The organism is Pseudomonas danubii, from assembly GCF_042980055.1.
Taxonomy (GTDB): domain Bacteria; phylum Pseudomonadota; class Gammaproteobacteria; order Pseudomonadales; family Pseudomonadaceae; genus Aquipseudomonas; species Aquipseudomonas danubii.
On the sequence record NZ_CP116502.1, the window covers coordinates 5,984,494 to 6,002,356 of the forward strand.

The window sequence follows — 17,863 nt, forward strand, 5'->3', positions numbered from 1 at the left end:
GGTCCTCAGAAGCCCATGCTCAAGTGTTCAGCGATTGGGCCCAACGCCAGGGTCGGCAGGAAGGTCAGGCCGCCCACCAGCAAAATGGTCACGGTCAACAAGGCCACGAACAACGGGCCGTGAGTGGGAAAGCTGTTCTGGCCGATGGGGGCGGGCTTCTTCAGCCCCAGGCTGCCAGCCAGAGCCAGCACCGGCAGGATGTAGCCGAAACGTCCAATCAGCATGCCCAGGCCCAGCATCAGGTTATGGAAGGGGGTGTTGGCACTGAAGCCACCAAAGGCCGAGCCGTTGTTGGCGCTGGCTGAGGTGTAGGCATACAGCAACTGGCTGAAACCGTGAGGCCCTGGATTGCTGATGGCTCCGGCCGGGCCAGGCAGGCTGGCGGCCAGGGCACCGAGGACGAGGACGCCAATGGGCATGACCATCAGGGTCACTACCAGCAATTGCACTTCCTTGGCCTGAAGCTTCTTGCCCAGGTATTCCGGGGTGCGACCGATCATCAACCCGGCAAGAAATACCGCGATCAGTACGTTCAACAGCATGCCGTAGAGACCCGCGCCGACACCGCCGAAGATCACTTCCCCCACCATCATGTTGATCAGCGCCACCATGCCGCTCAGAGGATTCAGGCTGTCATGCATGCCGTTCACCGAGCCATTGGACGCGGCCGTGGTGGTCACCGACCAGAGCACCGTGGCAGTGGTGCCGAAGCGCGCTTCCTTGCCTTCCAGAGGTGCCGCCTGCTCCACCGCAGCATTCTGCAACGCCGGATTGGGCTGGTACTCCGCCCACAACGAGGTGGCGCCGCCAATCAGGAACAGGGCAAACATGCAGGCAATGATCGCGCGGCTCTGGCGCAGATCCTTGACGTAGTGGCCGAAAGTGAATACCAGGGCCACGGGAATCAGGATGATCGACACCAACTCGAACAGGTTGCTCCAGGCACTGGGATTCTCGAACGGGTGAGCCGAGTTGACACCGAAGAAGCCACCACCATTGGTGCCCAACTGTTTGATGGCGATCTGGCTCGCCGCCGGGCCCAGCGGAATCACCTGGTCGTTACCTTGCAGGGTCAGGGCATCCACGTAGTGGGCAAAGGTCTGGGGCACGCCCTGCCAGACCAGGAACAACGCCAGCAACAGACTCAGCGGCAGCAAGCCATAGAGAGTCGCGCGGGTCATGTCGACCCAGAAGTTGCCCAGGGTGCGCACCGAACGCCGGCCAATGCCGCGGCACAAGGCAACCAGCACCGTCAGCCCGGTAGCAGCGCTGACGAAGTTCTGCACGGTCAGGCCGACCATCTGGCTGAGGTAGCTCAGGGAGGCCTCACCACTGTAGGACTGCCAGTTGGTATTGGTCATGAAACTGACGGCGGTGTTGAACGCCTGGGTCCATTCCTGTCCCGGAAGATTCTGCGGGTTGAGTGGCAGATACCCCTGGAACAGCAGGATGGCAAACAGCAGGACAAAACCCGCCAGGTTGAAGGCCAGCAAGGCCAGGGTGTATTTCTGCCAACTCTGCTCGTCTTGTGGATCGACCCCGGAAATCCGGTAGCACGCACGCTCCACCGGCCCCAGCAACGGGGTCAGCCAAGTGCGCTGGCCTTCCATGACCTTGTAGTAGAAACGTCCCAGCCAGGGCGCGGGCAACAGCACCAGGGCAAAGAAGGCGAGGAGCAGCCAATAGTCATAACTGTGCATAACCGCAGCTCCTAGTTCCGATCCGCGCGCAGCAGCGCAACCAGTAGATAAACGAACAGGCCCACTGCCAGCAGCAATGACACCGCGTCCAGAATGTTCATGGAATGTCTCCGAGGTACGGCGATTGCCGCGAATGCAGCCATTGTCCGCAGGGTGCCTGTAAAGGAACGAGATCGACGGGGTGGGAGGCCCATAAAGAAAGCGTAAAGACTGGCTTTATGCGGCGTTTATCTGGGCAGTTGGAAGACGACAGCGGCTGCCCCCATGCTCCCCTGCCCCAATCGAAGGCACCGGGATGCACCAGACTGATATCGATCGACGATAAAAACCTGGAAAACATCCTCGATACGACCGCTTTCCTGGCTTTACGACGGTCGCCACGAGACTGGCATGGGCGCTGCACGGGCCAGTCCCGAGCACTTCCAACCGTTCAGGGAGCAACCGATGAACACACAACTCAAGCCCACTCTGGGCACGCTGCATTTATGGGGTATCGCGGTCGGTCTGGTGATTTCCGGGGAATACTTCGGCTGGAGCTATGGCTGGGGCGTGGCCGGAACCCTTGGTTTCCTCGTGACCTCTTTACTGGTCGCCACCATGTATACCTGCTTTATATTCAGTTTCACCGAGCTGACCACGGCCATTCCCCATGCAGGAGGCCCCTTTGCCTACAGCCGGCGCGCCTTTGGTGAGAAAGGCGGCTTGATTGCCGGGTTGGCCACTTTGATCGAATTCGTCTTTGCGCCACCGGCGATTGCCCTGGCCATTGGCGCCTACCTGAATGTGCAGTTTCCGGCGTTGGACCCCAAGCATGCCGCCGTGGGGGCCTACCTCGTCTTCATGGGCCTGAACATCCTCGGGGTAAAACTGGCGGCTACCTTCGAACTGGTGGTGTGCGTACTGGCGGTGGCAGAGCTACTGGTATTCATGGGCGTGGTAGCACCGGCCTTCAGCTTCAGCAATTTCGCCCTCAATGGCTGGGCCGGAGCCGACACCTTCGGTGCCCCGGCAATTGCCGGAATGTTCGCCGCCATCCCCTTCGCCATCTGGTTCTTCCTAGCCATCGAGGGTGCGGCCATGGCCGCCGAAGAAGCCAAGGACCCCAAACGCACCATTCCCAAGGCCTACATCGGCGGCATTCTGACCCTGGTACTGCTGGCCATGGGGGTGATGTTCTTCGCTGGCGGAGTGGGTGACTGGCGCACCCTGGCCAATATCAACGACCCGTTGCCCCAGGCGATGAAAGCCGTGGTGGGCGACAGTTCCGGCTGGCTGCACATGCTGGTGTGGATCGGCCTGTTTGGCCTCGTGGCCAGCTTCCACGGGATCATCCTCGGCTATTCGCGGCAGTTCTTTGCCCTCGCCCGTGCCGGCTATCTGCCAGCATCCCTGGCCAGGCTGTCACGTTTCCAGACGCCACACCGGGCGATCATCGCCGGCGGCCTGATCGGTATCGCCGCGATCTACAGCGATGGCCTGATCAACCTGGGCGGCATGACCCTGACCGCCGCAATGATCACCATGGCGGTATTCGGCGCCATCGTGATGTACATCATGAGCATGCTCAGCCTGTTCAAACTGCGCCGGACCGAACCGGACCTGCCACGCAGCTTCCGCGCCCCGGGCTACCCGCTGGTACCCGCCATCGCACTGGTACTGGCGCTGGTGTGCCTGGTGGCCATGGCCTGGTTCAACGCGCTGATTGGCCTGATCTTCCTCGGCTTCATGGTGCTGGGTTTCATTTACTTTCAGCTCACCGCACAACTGCGGGCCGATGCCCCGGCGGATGCCATGCTCACCGGTTTGTAAGCATCGGGCACTACTGGCCAGAACAATCAGGCATACAATGGAACCAGTGCGAAACGCTTTAACTCAAAGCATTACAGGCAGTCCCGAGGGCGAACCTTCGTCCTCGGGAAACTGCCGTTCAAGGAGAGCCCTATGCCCTGGTATGCCTGGTTGATTCTGGTGGTTGCTATCGGTTCGATCGTCGGCGGCTTGATGATGCTGCGCGACACCGCCCACAAGGTGGAACTGACTGATGAGCAACGTAAACGCGTAGCCGAACGCAACGCGGAAATGGATGCCAAAGAAGCGCAGGATCGTTAATCCCGTCAGCCCCTTCGTCCTGCATTGAAGGGACTGCTCAAGGCCCTACTTTTCCCATTCGGCCTTGGCGATGTGCAAACCGTGCAGACCTTTGTAGGCCGCCCGCTCCGGCTGGCTCCAGCCTTCAAGCAGTGACTCTTCGAGACGATAGATCTCCACTCCCAGTGGCCGGCAAACACTCAAGGGGTCCTGAGCCTCGGGGCCCCACATCGGCAAGGACAGATCGCCCCCCGGGCAGGTCGACAGTGCACACAGCAGGTCGATTTCGGCAAAAAACTCCAGATAGTCGCCCTTTTGCGCCGGACAGGCCTTCATGAAATACATGTCGTCATGATTAAGGCCGGTGCACTGAAAGATATTCAATACGTCATGCACGTCGAATTCGGTGAGGCCATGGGGCAGAACCGCCCGTGTCAGATTGGAGTGACAGTGATGATGAAAATCCTCGCCTGTGAGCATTCGGTTCACATAGGGATCGCAACGGGTACCCAATAAATCGTGCAGGCGCCCGCCATGCTCATCGATACCATAATTCGCCAGGCTGTCATCGGTGATCGTGACCAGCGGCCGCAAAAAAGGCAGGTTCGACCAGAGCCGGTCATGGGTGCTGACATGGGCTCCCTGCAACTGCCGGGTACGTGCGGCCCATAGGCGTTCTCGCGGGTCATTGGCATTCCAGACGTTGAAGTCCCCCACTTGCGGGCCTACCGGCGTGGTCACTCGAAACACATGACCGGCAGGCACCTTCCAGGCCCGGCCCGTACGAATCGGCACCTCGAACTGCTCGATCAGCGTACGTTGTGCCCGGTTATCACGGATACGTTCATAAAAGGTTGTATCCACCTGCAGCGCCGAGCCTTTGCTGACCTGATAAGCCGCTGGATAGTCTTTGTACATGGGTATCGCCCTCACTCAGTGACGCAAGGATTGGCTGAACATGTTCAGCAGCAGGCGCTCGGAGTCGTCCAGGTATGCCTCCATTGCCTCGCCGGCGCGGGCTTTGTCACCCTCCACCAGCCATTGGTGAATCTGCCGGTCACGAACCAGCCAGGGCGCCTGGAACAACGCTTCATCCGGCGCGGCGCAAAACACTAAACGCAATTGCGCGACTACATTGGTGAAAAATTCATCGAACAAGGGGGAATCCAGTAGCCTTACCACCTGCTGATGAAAGCGCAAACCATGGGTCCCGACAGCACGCCAGTCCTCGCGATCTCGGGCCAATTGGGCCGCCTCGATGGCGTCGAGCATACGATCAGCCTGGCACTCGCTCAGCGGCCTTGCACTGGCGATCGCCTGCAACTCCAGAGTCCGACGTACTCGGAACAGATCCTTTACCTCATCGCTGCTCAGGCGTCTGACCACCACGCCTTTATAACAGACATAGTGGGTCAACCCCTCCTGGCCCAAGCCGTGCAACGCTTCACGTATGGTGTTGCGCGAAGCGTTGTAGGTGTTGACCAGATCGCTCTCTACCAACGGCATGCCAGGCAAAAGGCGACCACCGATAATGTCGGCACGCAGTTCCACCCTAATCTGGTCCGCAAGGGATAAACCGTTGCTCATGGCAACACCTCGAGATTGTTCAACAATTCATGATCAAACTTTAATCACTTATCGTGCCAATTCCTGAGCGCCCAGCAAACACTCGCCCTACCTGTCGGAACGCTGTAAATACGCAAAACACCCACTGATAAGTAGGGGCGTGATCTGATGATCCTTGGTTAAAATAACGCTCTAGTTGTGGAGGTTTCTCAAATGCGTTATTCAGCAGACCATAAAGCCCAGACACATCAACGCATTATCAAAGAAGCTTCGGAACGTTTTCGTCGTGATGGAATAGGGGGAACGGGATTACAACCACTGATGAAGGCACTGGGCCTGACCCATGGCGGTTTCTACTCCCACTTCAAGTCCAAGGATGAGCTGGTAGAAGAAGCCCTTTGCGCAGCTGCGCAAGACCTGGATGCCCACTGCGCAACCCTGTTCACACAAGAACAGCCCTTGCAGGCATTTATCGACAACTACCTTTCCGAGTGGCATCGCAGCTCACCCCATCAAGGTTGCCCACTACCAACAATGAGTTCGGAACTCGGCCAGCGCGGCCAACCCAGCCCCACCACCGATGCAGTGCTCAATGCCAGACTTGCCCAAGTGGAAGCGACTCTGGAAGGTGAAAATAAGGCGCAACGCAGCCTGATGATCATGTCGACCCTGGTGGGAGCGTTGATGCTCTCGCGCAGCGTGGAAAGTCCTGAACTGGCGGTACAGATACTGGAAGTCGTCAGTGAGGGCCTGAAGAAACAGGAGCAGGAATAATACAACCCGCTCCATGGGCCGCCTTACTTGGAACGCGCGGCGGCACTGTTCCTGGAAAGATTGGCCCCCAAGGCCAGGCGTGCGGCGACCAGTGCCTGCAAGTCCGCCGGAGCGGGAAACGAAGGCAGCGTGATCAACTCTCTCTGGTCGAAACCATTCAATGCCGCGTCCACAATCTCAGTCGCCTCCGTCACCATCTCTAGGGGGATGGCCTTAGCCTCCAAGCCTGAACGCCCCCAGATCTCGGTACAAGTAACGCTAGGCAAGCTCCCCTGAGCCTGAACGTCATTGCCTTTCAACTCAGCCTGCTGTGACTGAGTCAGGCTGAGCACGTAAGCCTTGGCGGCACTGTAAGTCGCATTGAAACGCTCCGGGATTAACGCGACCACCGAGACAATTTTGATGATCGCCCTGCGCCCGGCCGCGAAAAAACTCGTCGCGGCTGCTCCTGACAATCTTGAAAGTAATGGACGCCTCCGATTGGAACATCCGGAGAGCGAAAAATATTACATACACAATACTCTTGCAGCACCATGAAAAAATTGCCCGTTGATAGAGATTCATGGCTAGGCACCAAATCCGCCCGAAATACAGAAGGCCGGTCACTGACCGACCTTCGATTGCTACTTGATCAAGTCAGTTGACGACGAGCTTGTCTCGATTGCGCTCCAGGATAGTCTTGCCGATACCCTTGACCTCAAGCAGTTCATCCACCGAAGCAAAGGGACCATTCTCTTCACGATAAGCGACAATCGCCTTGGCCTTGGCCTCGCCAATTCCAAATAGCTCGCGCTGCAGGACAGCCATATCGGCGGTATTGAGGTTGATTTTGCTGACTTGAGGCGTTGCCTGCTCCACTGCCTCAGGAGCAACAGTCTGCGCCTTGACAGCAGGCGCTGCTTGAGCTGCAAGCGAAAGGCTGGCTAGAACGGCAAAGATCAGCGAGGAGAGATAAGAGTTACGCATAGTGACGCTCCATGACATCGAGTAAGGAAAACAGCTTTTCCGAAGCTGCCTTCCAAACCTAGGTGATGCCGCAGGCAAGTCAAAAGCAGGAGGGTTACCGGTTGTGTAGATTCAAGGCTTGAGACGCCGCTGTTGATAAACCCAGTCGACGATTTCGCCGTCCGGGGTATAACCACTCACCGTCTCACGGAGCAGTTGTCGAACTCTTGCATAATCATCTAACTCAAGCGCTGCAAGGAGTTCGCTGAGCTTGGCCTTAAGCAAATCCCAAGACAGATGATCCTCATTGGCGCTCATGATCATTGGGTGTTGAGTCGCCACCACGTTGTCGCCAATCAGCAACTCTTCGTAAAGCTTTTCACCAGGACGAAGGCCGGTAAACTCGATAGCGATATCGCCATGAGGATTTTTTTCCGAGCGGATGCTCAGCCCGGAGAGATGAATCATCTTTTCCGCCAACTCGACGATTTTCACCGGCTCACCCATATCCAGCACAAAAACATCACCGCCCTGCCCCATCGATCCAGCCTGGATAACCAGCTGAGCAGCTTCCGGAATAGTCATGAAATAGCGCGTAATCTTCGGATGAGTGACCGTCAGCGGACCACCTGATTTGATCTGTTTGCGAAACAGTGGAATGACTGAGCCTGAAGAGCCCAATACATTACCGAAACGCACCATGGTGAAACGGGTTTTATTTACCCTTGAAATATTTGAAGAGTCATTGAATAACACTGGCGCGACTTCTTTGCTCAACGCCTGCAGAGTAAGTTCCGCTAAACGCTTGGTACTGCCCATTACGTTAGTTGGGCGAACAGCCTTATCAGTAGAAATCAGTACAAAATTAGCCACACCGGATTGCAAAGCGGCCTGCGCCGTGTTGAGCGTACCCATCACATTATTAAGTACACCTTCAGCAATATTATGCTCTACCATCGGTACATGCTTATAAGCAGCAGCATGATAAACCGTCTCGACACTCCAGGTTTTCATGACAGACAACAGCTTTTCGTAATTACGCACGGAGCCTAGAATAGGGAGCAATTTTACAATACGAGCCTCCCGCGACACACGCTGTTCAAGTTCAGACAAAATACTGTAGAGATTGAACTCGCTATGATCGAGCAGAATCAGAGCGGTGGGGCCCAAGGACAAAATCTGTCGACAAAGCTCAGATCCAATAGATCCGCCGGCACCTGTCACCAGAATAGTTTTCCCTTTTATACAGTGCGCCAATAAATCGCCTTGAGCAGGTACAGAGTCACGCCCAAGCAAGTCCGCAATGTCTACTTCTTGAATATCATCAACCTTCACTCGCCCACTGGCCAAATCCATAAAGCCAGGAACACTCCGAACATGAAGGGGAAAGTCCTCAAGAAAACCAAGAATCTCTCTACGACGACTACGAGTAGATGAGGGAATCGCTAGAAGTATTTCTTCCGCTCCCGTTTCGTCTATCATCTGTTGCAAGTGCTTGGGCTTGTATACCTGCAAACCAGCAATCATCCGATCAGCAATACTGTCGTCATCATCGATAAATGCAACTGGACGCATGAAACGTCCCAATCGTAGCGCTGCAACTAGCTGATTACCTGCCGAACCAGCGCCATAGATAGCTACCTTGGGTAAACCATCATCCCGGTTGGTGAATGGTACGTGCTGTGCGGTCGTGAACCAATCACCGAGAAAATATTGGCGCATAGCCAATCTTAAACCACCAATCATCACTAGACTCAACCACCAGTAGTTGAACACGATTGAACGTGGAACCACGACCTGGTGATTGCTATAAAGATAAACAACCAATGAAAGAATCAAAGCAGATAAAGTTACCGCCTTTACAATCGTAATAAGAGCATCATTACCAAAGTAACGCATTACGGCCCGATACATTCCAAACCGAACAAATAGAGGAATAGCAATTATCGGTGCACTTACGAACAGCCAAAGATGAAGAAAAAAAAGGTTATCTAACTCTTCAAACCCCAGCCTAACAACGAAAGCCATCCACAACGCAGCCCACACCAGAAAAACGTCAACAACCACCTGGAGCACACGTTTTTTTCTACGAGAACGACTCAATAAAAATGACCGTATCTTTTCCATATCTTAACTTCACCTCACTCCCTCAAAAACCAGCCCAAGAATAATGCACAACAAAAATCAACCATCTAGAAGGCACACATCAAGTCAACTGGATTTCTCTGTAGCTCCCGCATTAAATTTTACGGCAAGAAAAACCAAAGGAAAATAAGCAATCACAAGACCCAATATTCCATCCAGCCCGAATACACCTACGCATATGGCAATAGGTAGTAACCAAAGAGTATTTATAGTAGCAATAGCAAGAGTAACGGGTAAATGACCTTTAAAATGACGAGATGCATATTGATAAGCGTGACTACGGTGCGCTTCGTAGATCTTATCTCCACGAATAAAACGGCGGAGCAGCGTGAACGTCGCATCTACAATAAAAACGCCGAGCAGAATTAGCCAAACCCATATTAGATGAGGGGATACCAATGCTGCCTGAAGAGACAGAATCCCAAGAATCAATCCCAAGAAACCACTGCCTGCATCCCCCATGAAAATACGTGCAGGAGGGAAGTTCCAGTACAGAAACCCTGATACAGCAGCAATTAACAATAAAGGAGTCGAAACGAGCTCGTTTTCTCCACTCAACCAATAAACCAAGCAAGCGCCAATACAAACACTCACTGCCTCAACACTGGCAATCCCGTCAATTCCGTCCATGAAGTTATAAAGATTAAGCAACCAGACAAGATAGACGGCAGCCAATAAATATCCTACCCACCCCAGATCAAGAACAACGCCAAATACATCAACGGAGGGGACCACCTGCAGCCAACACAAGGCCCAACCCGCCCCAGAAAAATGGGCAAGTAATCTCCATCTGGCAGCGATATGCCCATGATCATCAAGGAATCCAACCATGGCAATCAGCGTTCCGGCGCCTACCAAACTTATAACGCTAGGCCAAGCCGCAAAGCCTTCCAAAGCTAGTAGAGGCAGAGCTGCCAGATAACTCACGACAATAGCCACCCCACCACCGCGAGGTGTTGGCAACAAATGAGAACTTCGCTCATTAGGTATGTCGATCAAACTGCGAGCAATAGCATATCTACGTAGAGATCCGGTCAAAAGCAGCGAACAGACGAGAACCGCCACAAAAAAAACAACAATCATGAGTTTCCCCGAAACATTACCAATACCTGATAAAGCTACATCGATGGCCAGGAGTAGTCTTTGATTTTACACGACTAGACAAAAATGGCGAAACCTATACCAGCGACCAATGAGCTAAAAAACGTTTTGAGCACTATAGCCTCAAAAAACAACTCACAAAAAATCGATATTCAGCGACTAATACTCCTAAGACAGCCAACTTCAAGATCAAGTAAACCGTCTGTAACGCGTTATCTTACTCGTATAAAACCAAAAAAAGCAGATATTGACTATCTTCAACCATCCTCAAAAAAAAAACAAAAATATGACTAAAAAATAAAAAAAACAAACCCCACCATTAAAACTCATAAATCCATTAGTAGCGATAGAAGCAACTCCACGCAAAGCACTTAATTCAAGTTCTACGACTGATTTAATTATTTTCTACGCTTGAACCCATCAACCGTTTTTCTCAATGCCTCGTCAACCCCAATCACCGGTTGCCATCCAAGAACCTTCCTAGTTTTTTCGACATCAACTTGCAAAGAACCAAGAAGACGCTGAGCCTGAGACTTTTTACCAAGAACCTGAAAAATCGCACGTAGTAAAAACGTAGGAACTGGCAGCAACCAAGTATTACGCCCCAAAGCCCTTCCAACACGTTGAAAAAGCTGAGTCGCAGTTAAATCTTCATCATCACTGACAAGAAATACTTGATTAGATGCATCAGGGTGATTCATACAAGTAAAAATCAAATCAACCAAATTATCCAATGCAACAAAACTACGTTTATTCACCAGCCTGCCAAAAGGTAATGGAACTCCGCGATCTAACCAGGAGATCATATTATAAAAGTTAGCTTTTACTCCATCACCATAAACTAAAACAGGCCTGATAATCACAACATCCATTTCTGAATCAGCGGCTATCTCCAGTAAACCCTGTTCCGCCTCAAGCTTCGAGATTCCATAATAATCAGAAGGCGCAGGCTCGTCATCGGCACGAAATGGTCGATCGGAGCTTGTAACTTCACCATTAACCTTGATTGAACTTAAAAAAATAAATCTTTTAACTCCACTCGCCAATGCCTCCCGCGCCAAATTTAATGTCCACTCGGTATTCACCTTACGGTATTCGGACAAAGCATTGGGCGAATACTCATCAATTACATGAACCCTTGCAGCAGCATGGATGACAACGTCAACACCAAGCAGCGAGACGTTTTCAGTTTCTAAATTAACGACATCATGCACAGCACATTGCAAAGGAGAACTAGATTTACGAACAGCGGCGGTAACTTTAATATCATTAAGTGAAACTAAGCGCTGTAAAACTGCCCCTCCGACAAAACCACTTGCCCCAGTTAGAAACACATGCATCATTACTTCATACTCCTAGGCTTACGGAACAACTCATAAAGTTTGAAGGGGAGCTTTAAAAGCACCATAAATATATTCGTATACAAACCATTATTCCTACAAGCAGTCACTATCTCTAAATTAAGCCTCAAACTACTCTTAAACCCAGAAGTACTAACACCGCCCGAGCGCATACGCACAAGGACTTTATTAATATATAAATACTTCAAACCATGTACATAAAGCTGACGAACGAACATTTCGTAGTCAGCAGCAATTTTGTATTTAAGCGAATAAGCACCAACCTTTTCATATGCAGACTTACGAATAAAAGTAGCAGGATGAGGAGGCATCCAGCCAAAACGCAGTCGCCATACAGAAAATCTATTAGCACGATAAAACCGCGTAACTTTCTTTAGATCGGACGGTTCAACAAAAACAACATCGCCAAAAACAATATCAACTTCTGGTTTTTTATCAAATGCACCAACCACATAAGACAATATGCTTTCACTTTCGTAAAAATCGTCTGAATTCAATATCCCTACGATATCGCCAGTAGCTAAAGCAACACCTTTGTTCATCGCATCGTAGATCCCGTTATCTTTTTCTGTTACAAAAGTACTTATTTTATCTCCGTAAGATTTGACTATATCGATAGTTCCATCATTAGAACCACCATCCACAACTATATATTCAACATCGACATAATCTTGAGACAAAACCGACTCAATAGTATCCTTAATAGTAGAAGAACTATTATAACAAACGGTAACAATAGAGACTTTCAAGCACACCTCTTAGACACGGCCATACAAATCTTCAAACCTTACAATATCATCCTCCCCAAGATAGGAACCAGACTGTACCTCAATCAGCTCTAATGGAATTACACCTGGATTTTCAAGAGTATGCATTTGCCCTATAGGGATATAAGTAGATTGATTTTCTGCAACTAGATAAACTTTATCACCATTAGTAACTTTTGCTGTACCACTAACAACAACCCAATGCTCCGCTCGATGATGATGCATTTGCAATGACAATTTAGCACCGGGATTAACCGTAATACGCTTGACCTGATAGCGAGCACCATTGTCTATAGAATCATAGACACCCCAAGGTCGATATACTTCCCGATGATTCTTATATTCGGAACGACCAGAGGACTTTAGCTTTTCAACAATTTTCTTTACTTCTTGAACATGCTCTTTATGAGCAATCAGAACCGCGTCCTTGGTCTCTACAACGATTAGATTATCGACTCCAACAGTACTAACCAAACGACTTCCAGAATAGATATAGTTATTAGTAGAGCCTTCTACTATTACATCACCACGGCAAATATTTCCCTGAGAATCCTTATCTCCTACATCCCATAATGCGGCCCAAGAACCAATATCACTCCAGCCAGCATCCATTGGCACAACGACTGCATCTTTCGTTTTTTCCATCACCGCATAGTCAATCGACTCATCTGGACATTTTTCAAACTCCTCACGTCCCACCCGAGTGAAATTCATGTCCTGCTCCCCCTTGCACAAAGCTTCACGACAAGCGCTCAGGATGTCAGGGCGGAAATGCTCTAGCTCACACAAATAACGGCTGGCACGAAACATGAACATGCCGCTATTCCAGAGATAACAGCCACTCTCCAAATACGAGTTAGCCAATTCCTGAGGTGGTTTCTCGACAAATCGGGCCACTTCAAAACCACCACTTTCTAAGCCTGCACCCTTCTGGATGTAACCATAGCCTGTTTCAGGATGAGTAGGGTTAATGCCAAAGGTAACCAACTTTCCATCAATAGCTAATGGCAGTGCTTTATGAATACAGGATTGAAAGGCTACAACATCATTAATTAAATGATCAGCCGCCAAAACAAGCAATATAGGATCTTGACCATTCAAACATTCTTGAATTGCAACTAACGCAACTGCAGGTGCGGTATTTCGACCAGCGGGTTCCAATAGAATATTAAACTTTTCTAGACCTTGTTGCCTTAACTGTTCGGCTGCTAGAAAACGGTGATCTTCATTACAAATCACGCGTGGCGAAGCCGTTTCCAAACCGCTCAAGCGAGCGATAGTCGCTTGCAACATGGACATTTCAGCATCTGCCAAACACAGGAACTGCTTAGGATTTAGCTGGCGGGAGAGCGGCCATAGACGAGAGCCCGAACCACCTGCCATAATTATCGGAACTAACATAGATTTTCTCTTCAACTAAATTAAAATCATAGCAGTAATTTATTTTTCAACAGCAATTTCTAGAATTCTTCGCCCAACAGACTCCCAATCTTTTGGAATCATCTTCAATTGCTCGCTCCAATCGGGCCAATACCCAGTAGATAGCTTTCTATGTAACTCATCAACTGCACATCTCAAAGACTCGACATCATCAACCACAAAATATATAGCCTGATCTCCACACAGGGCTCTGGCGTATTCAAGATCGGGACAAACTATAGGAATGCCAATAAACATCGCTTCAACAAGCGGAAAACCATAGCTTTCATCTTTAGACAAAAACAAAAGAGCATCAGCAAGATTATAAGAGTCTAACATTCTCTGCGACGATAGCCGCCCACAGCAATGAATCCAGGAAATATCCTTAGCAGGGTGAGCCTCTTGCTCAATGGTTAACTCAAGGCTCTCGACTGGCCACTGTGATGCACTATTAGCTTGTATACTATCCAGTAGTTTATGATTTTTATGTGGATAGTCGGCAGCTGGATAAAACAAACGTAACGGAGCATCAGTTGCCACGACTCGTCCCCCACGCACTATTCCTGCGTTAAGAAGCCAGTTAGGTACAGGTTGAGATACAACATGTACTCGTGCTCGTAACGAAGGATAAGATTTAATAAGAGCATCACGCATTTGCGCTGTCTGGACTATAAATGCTTGTGCATATCTTATGTTAAGAGAAAATATCCACCGAAAAACCAAAAACTTTAGACTTGATTTATTCCAACTAATCTTATCAGGAACTAACAAGTGCGAATTTTGCACAAAAACTGTTTGTTTTGCACTACAACGAATAGGCAGATCCCCCATAACCAAAAGAGGAGTATCTCCACCAAAGCGTCTACCGAAGAATACACATTCCAAAAAACGAGAAATCGAATTCGGGAGATACCTTCTATAGTAGAATTTATTTATTGAGTTATCATCGAACACATACTCAGAAAGTTCTCCAACACTTGGAAGATAGAGTTCCTTAAGTCTGATACTCTCACATTGCTCAAGTGCTGGTAGCAACGACTTGAGCAATTGCACTGCCCCCAATCCCGCAATATTTGTTAGATGTAAACGAACGCTCTTTACGCTCATAAAAAACTACTCCAAATACCAGGGCGAAGAAACTTCTTTTCGCTTTAAACCCTTTACCTGCATTATAGACAGCATGTAACCTGCAGCAACATCAGGTTGAATTGCGATAGCCGCGACATTTGTAGCAGAGGTTAGCTCTTGAGAGAGCTGTGAGTCCTGTAAAAAAACCTCAAGCGTTTTTTTAAGTGAATGAGGTTCTTGAATATTAAAAATCATACCAGCAGTAAAACGCTCTAAAATAACACTTGCTCCAACCTGATCACTACAAATTACAGGAACGCCAGCGCATATAGCCTCATTCACGACAACTCCCCAGCCATCGTGCCTACTCGGCAGTACCAAAACATCATATCGTGCAATCACTTCTTGAGCGGAGCCAAAAGGAATTACTCCACAGTACCTAACCGTCACACCATCAATATTGTAAAGTCGTGGCTCCCCTGAACCATAGACATCAAGCACAACACGATCACCTAAGCTGCTAACAGCATCTATTAGCAAGTCCAACCCTTTCCTTGCAATCAAGGCTCCCACAAAAACAATTCGAAGTTTTTCATTCTTTGAATATACCTCTGACGGCCCTGGAGAATCAGACTTCAATGAAGGTATAAAATAGCCAAATGGAAATACTTTATCACTAGAGATACCGGCTTTAGTGTATTGAATAATTGCTTTTTTTGATATTGCAAACACCCCTGAAACCCAACGATTAAGCACTAAAGCATAAAGCCTGTAGATATAAGGTCGTGCTCTAGCTTTAATATTTGCAATAGCAAACTTATCTTCAGAAAAATAGCCAAGAGAAATAGGTGAGTATGGTTCGGACACGAGATAAAATTCGACCTTGAACCAAATTGCCAGTAACAAACAGTAAATCATCTTAATACTTTGGAAGGCACTTCCAAATATATGAACATCCCTTTGATGCTCACGCATATGCCTGTAACAATATTGCATCCATTTTTTTTGTGGGATTAATCTTCTATCTATAGACCCGACTTGAGTATCAAGCCAACCTTGAGAACGACGAGTACTATCCTCAAGTGTCAAGACATAAGCTAACAAAGGAGACTTTGCTTGTTGGGAAAGCTCCTCATAAGTATAAGCCTGATGATCAGTCAAAACTGGTTGCCAAGTGATGAAAGAACGGGGTTGAGTCATGATATCTCCCCAGTAATGAAATCAAGGACCGCCTGACCAGCCGACAAAGGTGAACAACGCTCAAGGACAATCAAGCTACCTTTCTCAGCACAACTTCGGCCTAAATCCGTGTCATCGACAACCAGCTTCAATATATCTGCTAGCTCTTTCGGATCATTTGATCCTAAGTATAAGGCACCCTCCCCCAAAACTTTACGGACATCACTGATATCCGTACTAATCACCAATAGCCCAGCTTCCGCAAACTCAATGACCTTTGATGGAAAAGTTGTGTCGGCCATCTCGCCGCCGATAGGTTTCAATGCCAGACCAGCACAGCATCGCTCAAGGATTTCTATATATTCAAGATTAGTTGTACGGCCATGAACCGTAACTTTAGGAAAACCGTCTTCTAACGCTAGCTGCTTAAGAGCATCTAACCCTTCACCTTTACCGGTAACTTGAAAGGACAGCTTTTTAACCCAGAGCTCCTCACTTCTACGAAGCATACGAACAGTATCAATTAGTAAATTTACGCCCGTATCCGCGCTAAGAGTCCCCCCCATCAAAATATGACGTTCAGGCTCCAACCATGAATTATAATACTTAACTTTAGGAGTTGAGACAGAACCATAGTAGCAATGAATAGGTCGAATAGCCGTTCTACTGGCCAAAGCGCTACAAGCAAGAAGAGCCCCATTCGAACAGTACCGATCATAAACCCACACCAAGAAGCGATTCCATCGCACTTTTATTACAGCTTGCTTTGCATTGAAATTTTCACCATCTTCTAAGTCCAAGAAACGTCTATAACCCGTAAAAACAGAAGTAAAAAGAAGAGGCAGATAGGCACTCATCCTATTATAAAAAACAATTGACCTTGAGGGGCTTTTTGAAAGACGAAACAACATTCCAATCAATGAGAATAGAGAAAGCACTTGAGAAAAAAAACGGACATGAGAGAAAGAAGAATAAATAACGGATATACCATTAACTCTCTTAGCCTTACGGCCGTAATATTTAAGCGCCCCATTAGTACTACCTCGACCCAAGCTCAAAACATAGGGCCTCGCTCCGGCGGTACGCAGTGCCTGACACAGCATAAATACTTTACGAGATGCTGCAGGACTGTCGCTACCAATGCCCCTTTCGGTACGAGTTGCATCATCCAATGCATTACAAACTATGAGCACAACTGGTTTTTTCACTGCAATTGCCTCTTTACAATGGAGGGGACACCCGCAACTAATGTATTTTTAGGAACATCGCGAACCACAACTGAACCAGCAGCGATAATGGCCCCATCGCCAATTGTCACACCACCAAGAATCAAACTTTTTGCCCCAATCCAACAACCATTGCCTACTAATATTGGACGAGCAACACCCTGACCAGCTCGTCGAGCTTCACCACCAATGGCATGGCTTCCTAAAACAAACTCTACGCCTGGCCCAATATCACAATCAGAACCTAATCTTATTTCAGCTTCTATGTTAGTATGAAAAACAACACCTGGACTCAACCAGGTTCTCTCTGCAATACTTAAAGAACCTCGACCATATATCCAGCCGCGGCCACAAAATTTCACTCCTCTCGCAAGATTCACACCGGCAATACGCCACAGTAAGTATCGTAGGCCAAAAAAACGAGAAGGAGGTAATATAGAAAGAACTAAATTTATTAAATGCCTCAGCATAATACTCAACTCATCTAAAATGAGCACCTTGGATAATAATACAAAGAAACAAAA

Annotated in this window: 17 protein-coding genes and 1 pseudogene; 3 read left to right on the forward strand and 15 right to left on the reverse strand. The window is 49.0% G+C overall.

Annotated features, from left to right (window positions below; translation table 11 throughout):
- Positions 1 to 5 precede the first annotated feature (5 nt).
- Together kdpA and kdpF are read right to left on the reverse strand one after the other, a co-directional pair.
- Positions 6 to 1,700 (reverse strand): potassium-transporting ATPase subunit KdpA, encoded by a 1,695-nt coding sequence (gene kdpA, locus PFZ56_RS26785; protein WP_110653119.1) that lies wholly within the window; start codon positions 1,698 to 1,700, stop codon positions 6 to 8.
- A gap of 11 nt (positions 1,701 to 1,711) precedes the next feature.
- Positions 1,712 to 1,801 carry a K(+)-transporting ATPase subunit F gene (gene kdpF, locus PFZ56_RS26790; protein WP_016964080.1) on the reverse strand — a complete coding sequence of 30 codons (90 nt, stop codon included), beginning with the start codon at positions 1,799 to 1,801 and terminating at the stop codon, positions 1,712 to 1,714.
- 343 nt (positions 1,802 to 2,144) lie between these two features.
- Between kdpF and eat the strand changes: the two genes are divergently transcribed.
- Together eat and PFZ56_RS26800 are read left to right on the forward strand one after the other, a co-directional pair.
- Positions 2,145 to 3,509 (forward strand): ethanolamine permease, encoded by a 1,365-nt coding sequence (gene eat / locus PFZ56_RS26795; protein WP_170003845.1) that lies wholly within the window; start codon positions 2,145 to 2,147, stop codon positions 3,507 to 3,509.
- A 132-nt stretch (positions 3,510 to 3,641) separates the two neighbouring features.
- The gene (locus tag PFZ56_RS26800) at positions 3,642 to 3,809 is read left to right on the forward strand and encodes a DUF2897 family protein (protein WP_020796133.1); all 168 of its coding nucleotides are present in this window, start codon (positions 3,642 to 3,644) and stop codon (positions 3,807 to 3,809) included.
- 45 nt (positions 3,810 to 3,854) lie between these two features.
- On the opposite strand, the gene PFZ56_RS26805 is transcribed toward PFZ56_RS26800, so the two are convergent.
- Together PFZ56_RS26805 and PFZ56_RS26810 are read right to left on the reverse strand one after the other, a co-directional pair.
- The gene (locus tag PFZ56_RS26805; RefSeq protein WP_102880460.1) at positions 3,855 to 4,706 is read right to left on the reverse strand and encodes a DUF1989 domain-containing protein; all 852 of its coding nucleotides are present in this window, start codon (positions 4,704 to 4,706) and stop codon (positions 3,855 to 3,857) included.
- 15 nt (positions 4,707 to 4,721) lie between these two features.
- Positions 4,722 to 5,375 carry a GntR family transcriptional regulator gene (locus tag PFZ56_RS26810; protein ID WP_170003847.1) on the reverse strand — a complete coding sequence of 218 codons (654 nt, stop codon included), beginning with the start codon at positions 5,373 to 5,375 and terminating at the stop codon, positions 4,722 to 4,724.
- Positions 5,376 to 5,567: 192 nt separating this feature from the next.
- Here PFZ56_RS26810 and PFZ56_RS26815 point away from each other — a divergent pair, with 192 nt between their 5' ends.
- Positions 5,568 to 6,128 (forward strand): TetR/AcrR family transcriptional regulator, encoded by a 561-nt coding sequence (locus tag PFZ56_RS26815; protein WP_102880462.1) that lies wholly within the window; start codon positions 5,568 to 5,570, stop codon positions 6,126 to 6,128.
- Between the two features lie 23 nt (positions 6,129 to 6,151).
- On the opposite strand, the pseudogene PFZ56_RS26820 reads toward PFZ56_RS26815, so the two are convergent.
- From PFZ56_RS26820 to PFZ56_RS26870, 11 genes and pseudogenes are all read right to left on the reverse strand, one after another.
- A pseudogene (locus tag PFZ56_RS26820) lies at positions 6,152 to 6,592 on the reverse strand (SDR family NAD(P)-dependent oxidoreductase); the annotation flags it as partial.
- 172 nt (positions 6,593 to 6,764) lie between these two features.
- Entirely contained in the window at positions 6,765 to 7,094 is a 330-nt protein-coding gene (locus PFZ56_RS26825) for a helix-hairpin-helix domain-containing protein (RefSeq protein WP_102860865.1), read from the reverse strand.
- A gap of 111 nt (positions 7,095 to 7,205) precedes the next feature.
- Positions 7,206 to 9,200, reverse strand: coding sequence for a nucleoside-diphosphate sugar epimerase/dehydratase (locus PFZ56_RS26830; RefSeq protein ID WP_170003851.1), 1,995 nt, complete (start codon positions 9,198 to 9,200; stop codon positions 7,206 to 7,208).
- Positions 9,201 to 9,284: 84 nt separating this feature from the next.
- Positions 9,285 to 10,301, reverse strand: a complete 1,017-nt coding sequence (locus PFZ56_RS26835; RefSeq protein ID WP_102880465.1) for a glycosyltransferase family 4 protein — start codon at positions 10,299 to 10,301, stop codon at positions 9,285 to 9,287.
- A gap of 416 nt (positions 10,302 to 10,717) precedes the next feature.
- Entirely contained in the window at positions 10,718 to 11,662 is a 945-nt protein-coding gene (locus PFZ56_RS26840; RefSeq protein WP_102880466.1) for an SDR family oxidoreductase, read from the reverse strand.
- Positions 11,662 to 12,429, reverse strand: a complete 768-nt coding sequence (locus PFZ56_RS26845) for a glycosyltransferase family 2 protein (RefSeq protein WP_102880467.1) — start codon at positions 12,427 to 12,429, stop codon at positions 11,662 to 11,664. Before PFZ56_RS26845 ends, PFZ56_RS26840 begins: the two co-directional genes overlap by 1 nt.
- Before the next feature lie 9 nt (positions 12,430 to 12,438).
- The gene (locus PFZ56_RS26850) at positions 12,439 to 13,848 is read right to left on the reverse strand and encodes a mannose-1-phosphate guanylyltransferase/mannose-6-phosphate isomerase (protein WP_102880468.1); all 1,410 of its coding nucleotides are present in this window, start codon (positions 13,846 to 13,848) and stop codon (positions 12,439 to 12,441) included.
- A gap of 39 nt (positions 13,849 to 13,887) precedes the next feature.
- Positions 13,888 to 14,973 (reverse strand): glycosyltransferase, encoded by a 1,086-nt coding sequence (locus PFZ56_RS26855; protein ID WP_170003853.1) that lies wholly within the window; start codon positions 14,971 to 14,973, stop codon positions 13,888 to 13,890.
- Positions 14,974 to 14,979: 6 nt separating this feature from the next.
- Positions 14,980 to 16,134, reverse strand: coding sequence for a glycosyltransferase family 4 protein (locus PFZ56_RS26860; protein ID WP_170003855.1), 1,155 nt, complete (start codon positions 16,132 to 16,134; stop codon positions 14,980 to 14,982).
- On the reverse strand, positions 16,131 to 17,321 hold the full coding sequence (locus tag PFZ56_RS26865; protein ID WP_170003857.1) for a glycosyltransferase: 1,191 nt from the start codon (positions 17,319 to 17,321) through the stop codon (positions 16,131 to 16,133). Before PFZ56_RS26865 ends, PFZ56_RS26860 begins: the two co-directional genes overlap by 4 nt.
- The gene (locus PFZ56_RS26870; protein ID WP_102880472.1) at positions 17,318 to 17,809 is read right to left on the reverse strand and encodes a DapH/DapD/GlmU-related protein; all 492 of its coding nucleotides are present in this window, start codon (positions 17,807 to 17,809) and stop codon (positions 17,318 to 17,320) included. Before PFZ56_RS26870 ends, PFZ56_RS26865 begins: the two co-directional genes overlap by 4 nt.
- Positions 17,810 to 17,863: the final 54 nt, after the last annotated feature.

Bases quoted from the DNA above. Each gene is read 5' to 3' on its own strand.
- kdpA (WP_110653119.1), bottom strand. From the start codon at position 1,700: ATGCACAGTTATGACTATTGGCTGCTCCTCGCCTTCTTTGCCCTGGTG.
- kdpF (WP_016964080.1), bottom strand. From the start codon at position 1,801: ATGAACATTCTGGACGCGGTGTCATTGCTGCTGGCAGTGGGCCTGTTC.
- eat (WP_170003845.1), top strand. From the start codon at position 2,145: ATGAACACACAACTCAAGCCCACTCTGGGCACGCTGCATTTATGGGGT.
- PFZ56_RS26800 (WP_020796133.1), top strand. From the start codon at position 3,642: ATGCCCTGGTATGCCTGGTTGATTCTGGTGGTTGCTATCGGTTCGATC.
- PFZ56_RS26805 (WP_102880460.1), bottom strand. From the start codon at position 4,706: ATGTACAAAGACTATCCAGCGGCTTATCAGGTCAGCAAAGGCTCGGCG.
- PFZ56_RS26810 (WP_170003847.1), bottom strand. From the start codon at position 5,375: ATGAGCAACGGTTTATCCCTTGCGGACCAGATTAGGGTGGAACTGCGT.
- PFZ56_RS26815 (WP_102880462.1), top strand. From the start codon at position 5,568: ATGCGTTATTCAGCAGACCATAAAGCCCAGACACATCAACGCATTATC.
- PFZ56_RS26825 (WP_102860865.1), bottom strand. From the start codon at position 7,094: ATGCGTAACTCTTATCTCTCCTCGCTGATCTTTGCCGTTCTAGCCAGC.
- PFZ56_RS26830 (WP_170003851.1), bottom strand. From the start codon at position 9,200: ATGGAAAAGATACGGTCATTTTTATTGAGTCGTTCTCGTAGAAAAAAA.
- PFZ56_RS26835 (WP_102880465.1), bottom strand. From the start codon at position 10,301: ATGATTGTTGTTTTTTTTGTGGCGGTTCTCGTCTGTTCGCTGCTTTTG.
- PFZ56_RS26840 (WP_102880466.1), bottom strand. From the start codon at position 11,662: ATGATGCATGTGTTTCTAACTGGGGCAAGTGGTTTTGTCGGAGGGGCA.
- PFZ56_RS26850 (WP_102880468.1), bottom strand. From the start codon at position 13,848: ATGTTAGTTCCGATAATTATGGCAGGTGGTTCGGGCTCTCGTCTATGG.
- PFZ56_RS26855 (WP_170003853.1), bottom strand. From the start codon at position 14,973: ATGAGCGTAAAGAGCGTTCGTTTACATCTAACAAATATTGCGGGATTG.
- PFZ56_RS26860 (WP_170003855.1), bottom strand. From the start codon at position 16,134: ATGACTCAACCCCGTTCTTTCATCACTTGGCAACCAGTTTTGACTGAT.
- PFZ56_RS26870 (WP_102880472.1), bottom strand. From the start codon at position 17,809: ATGCTGAGGCATTTAATAAATTTAGTTCTTTCTATATTACCTCCTTCT.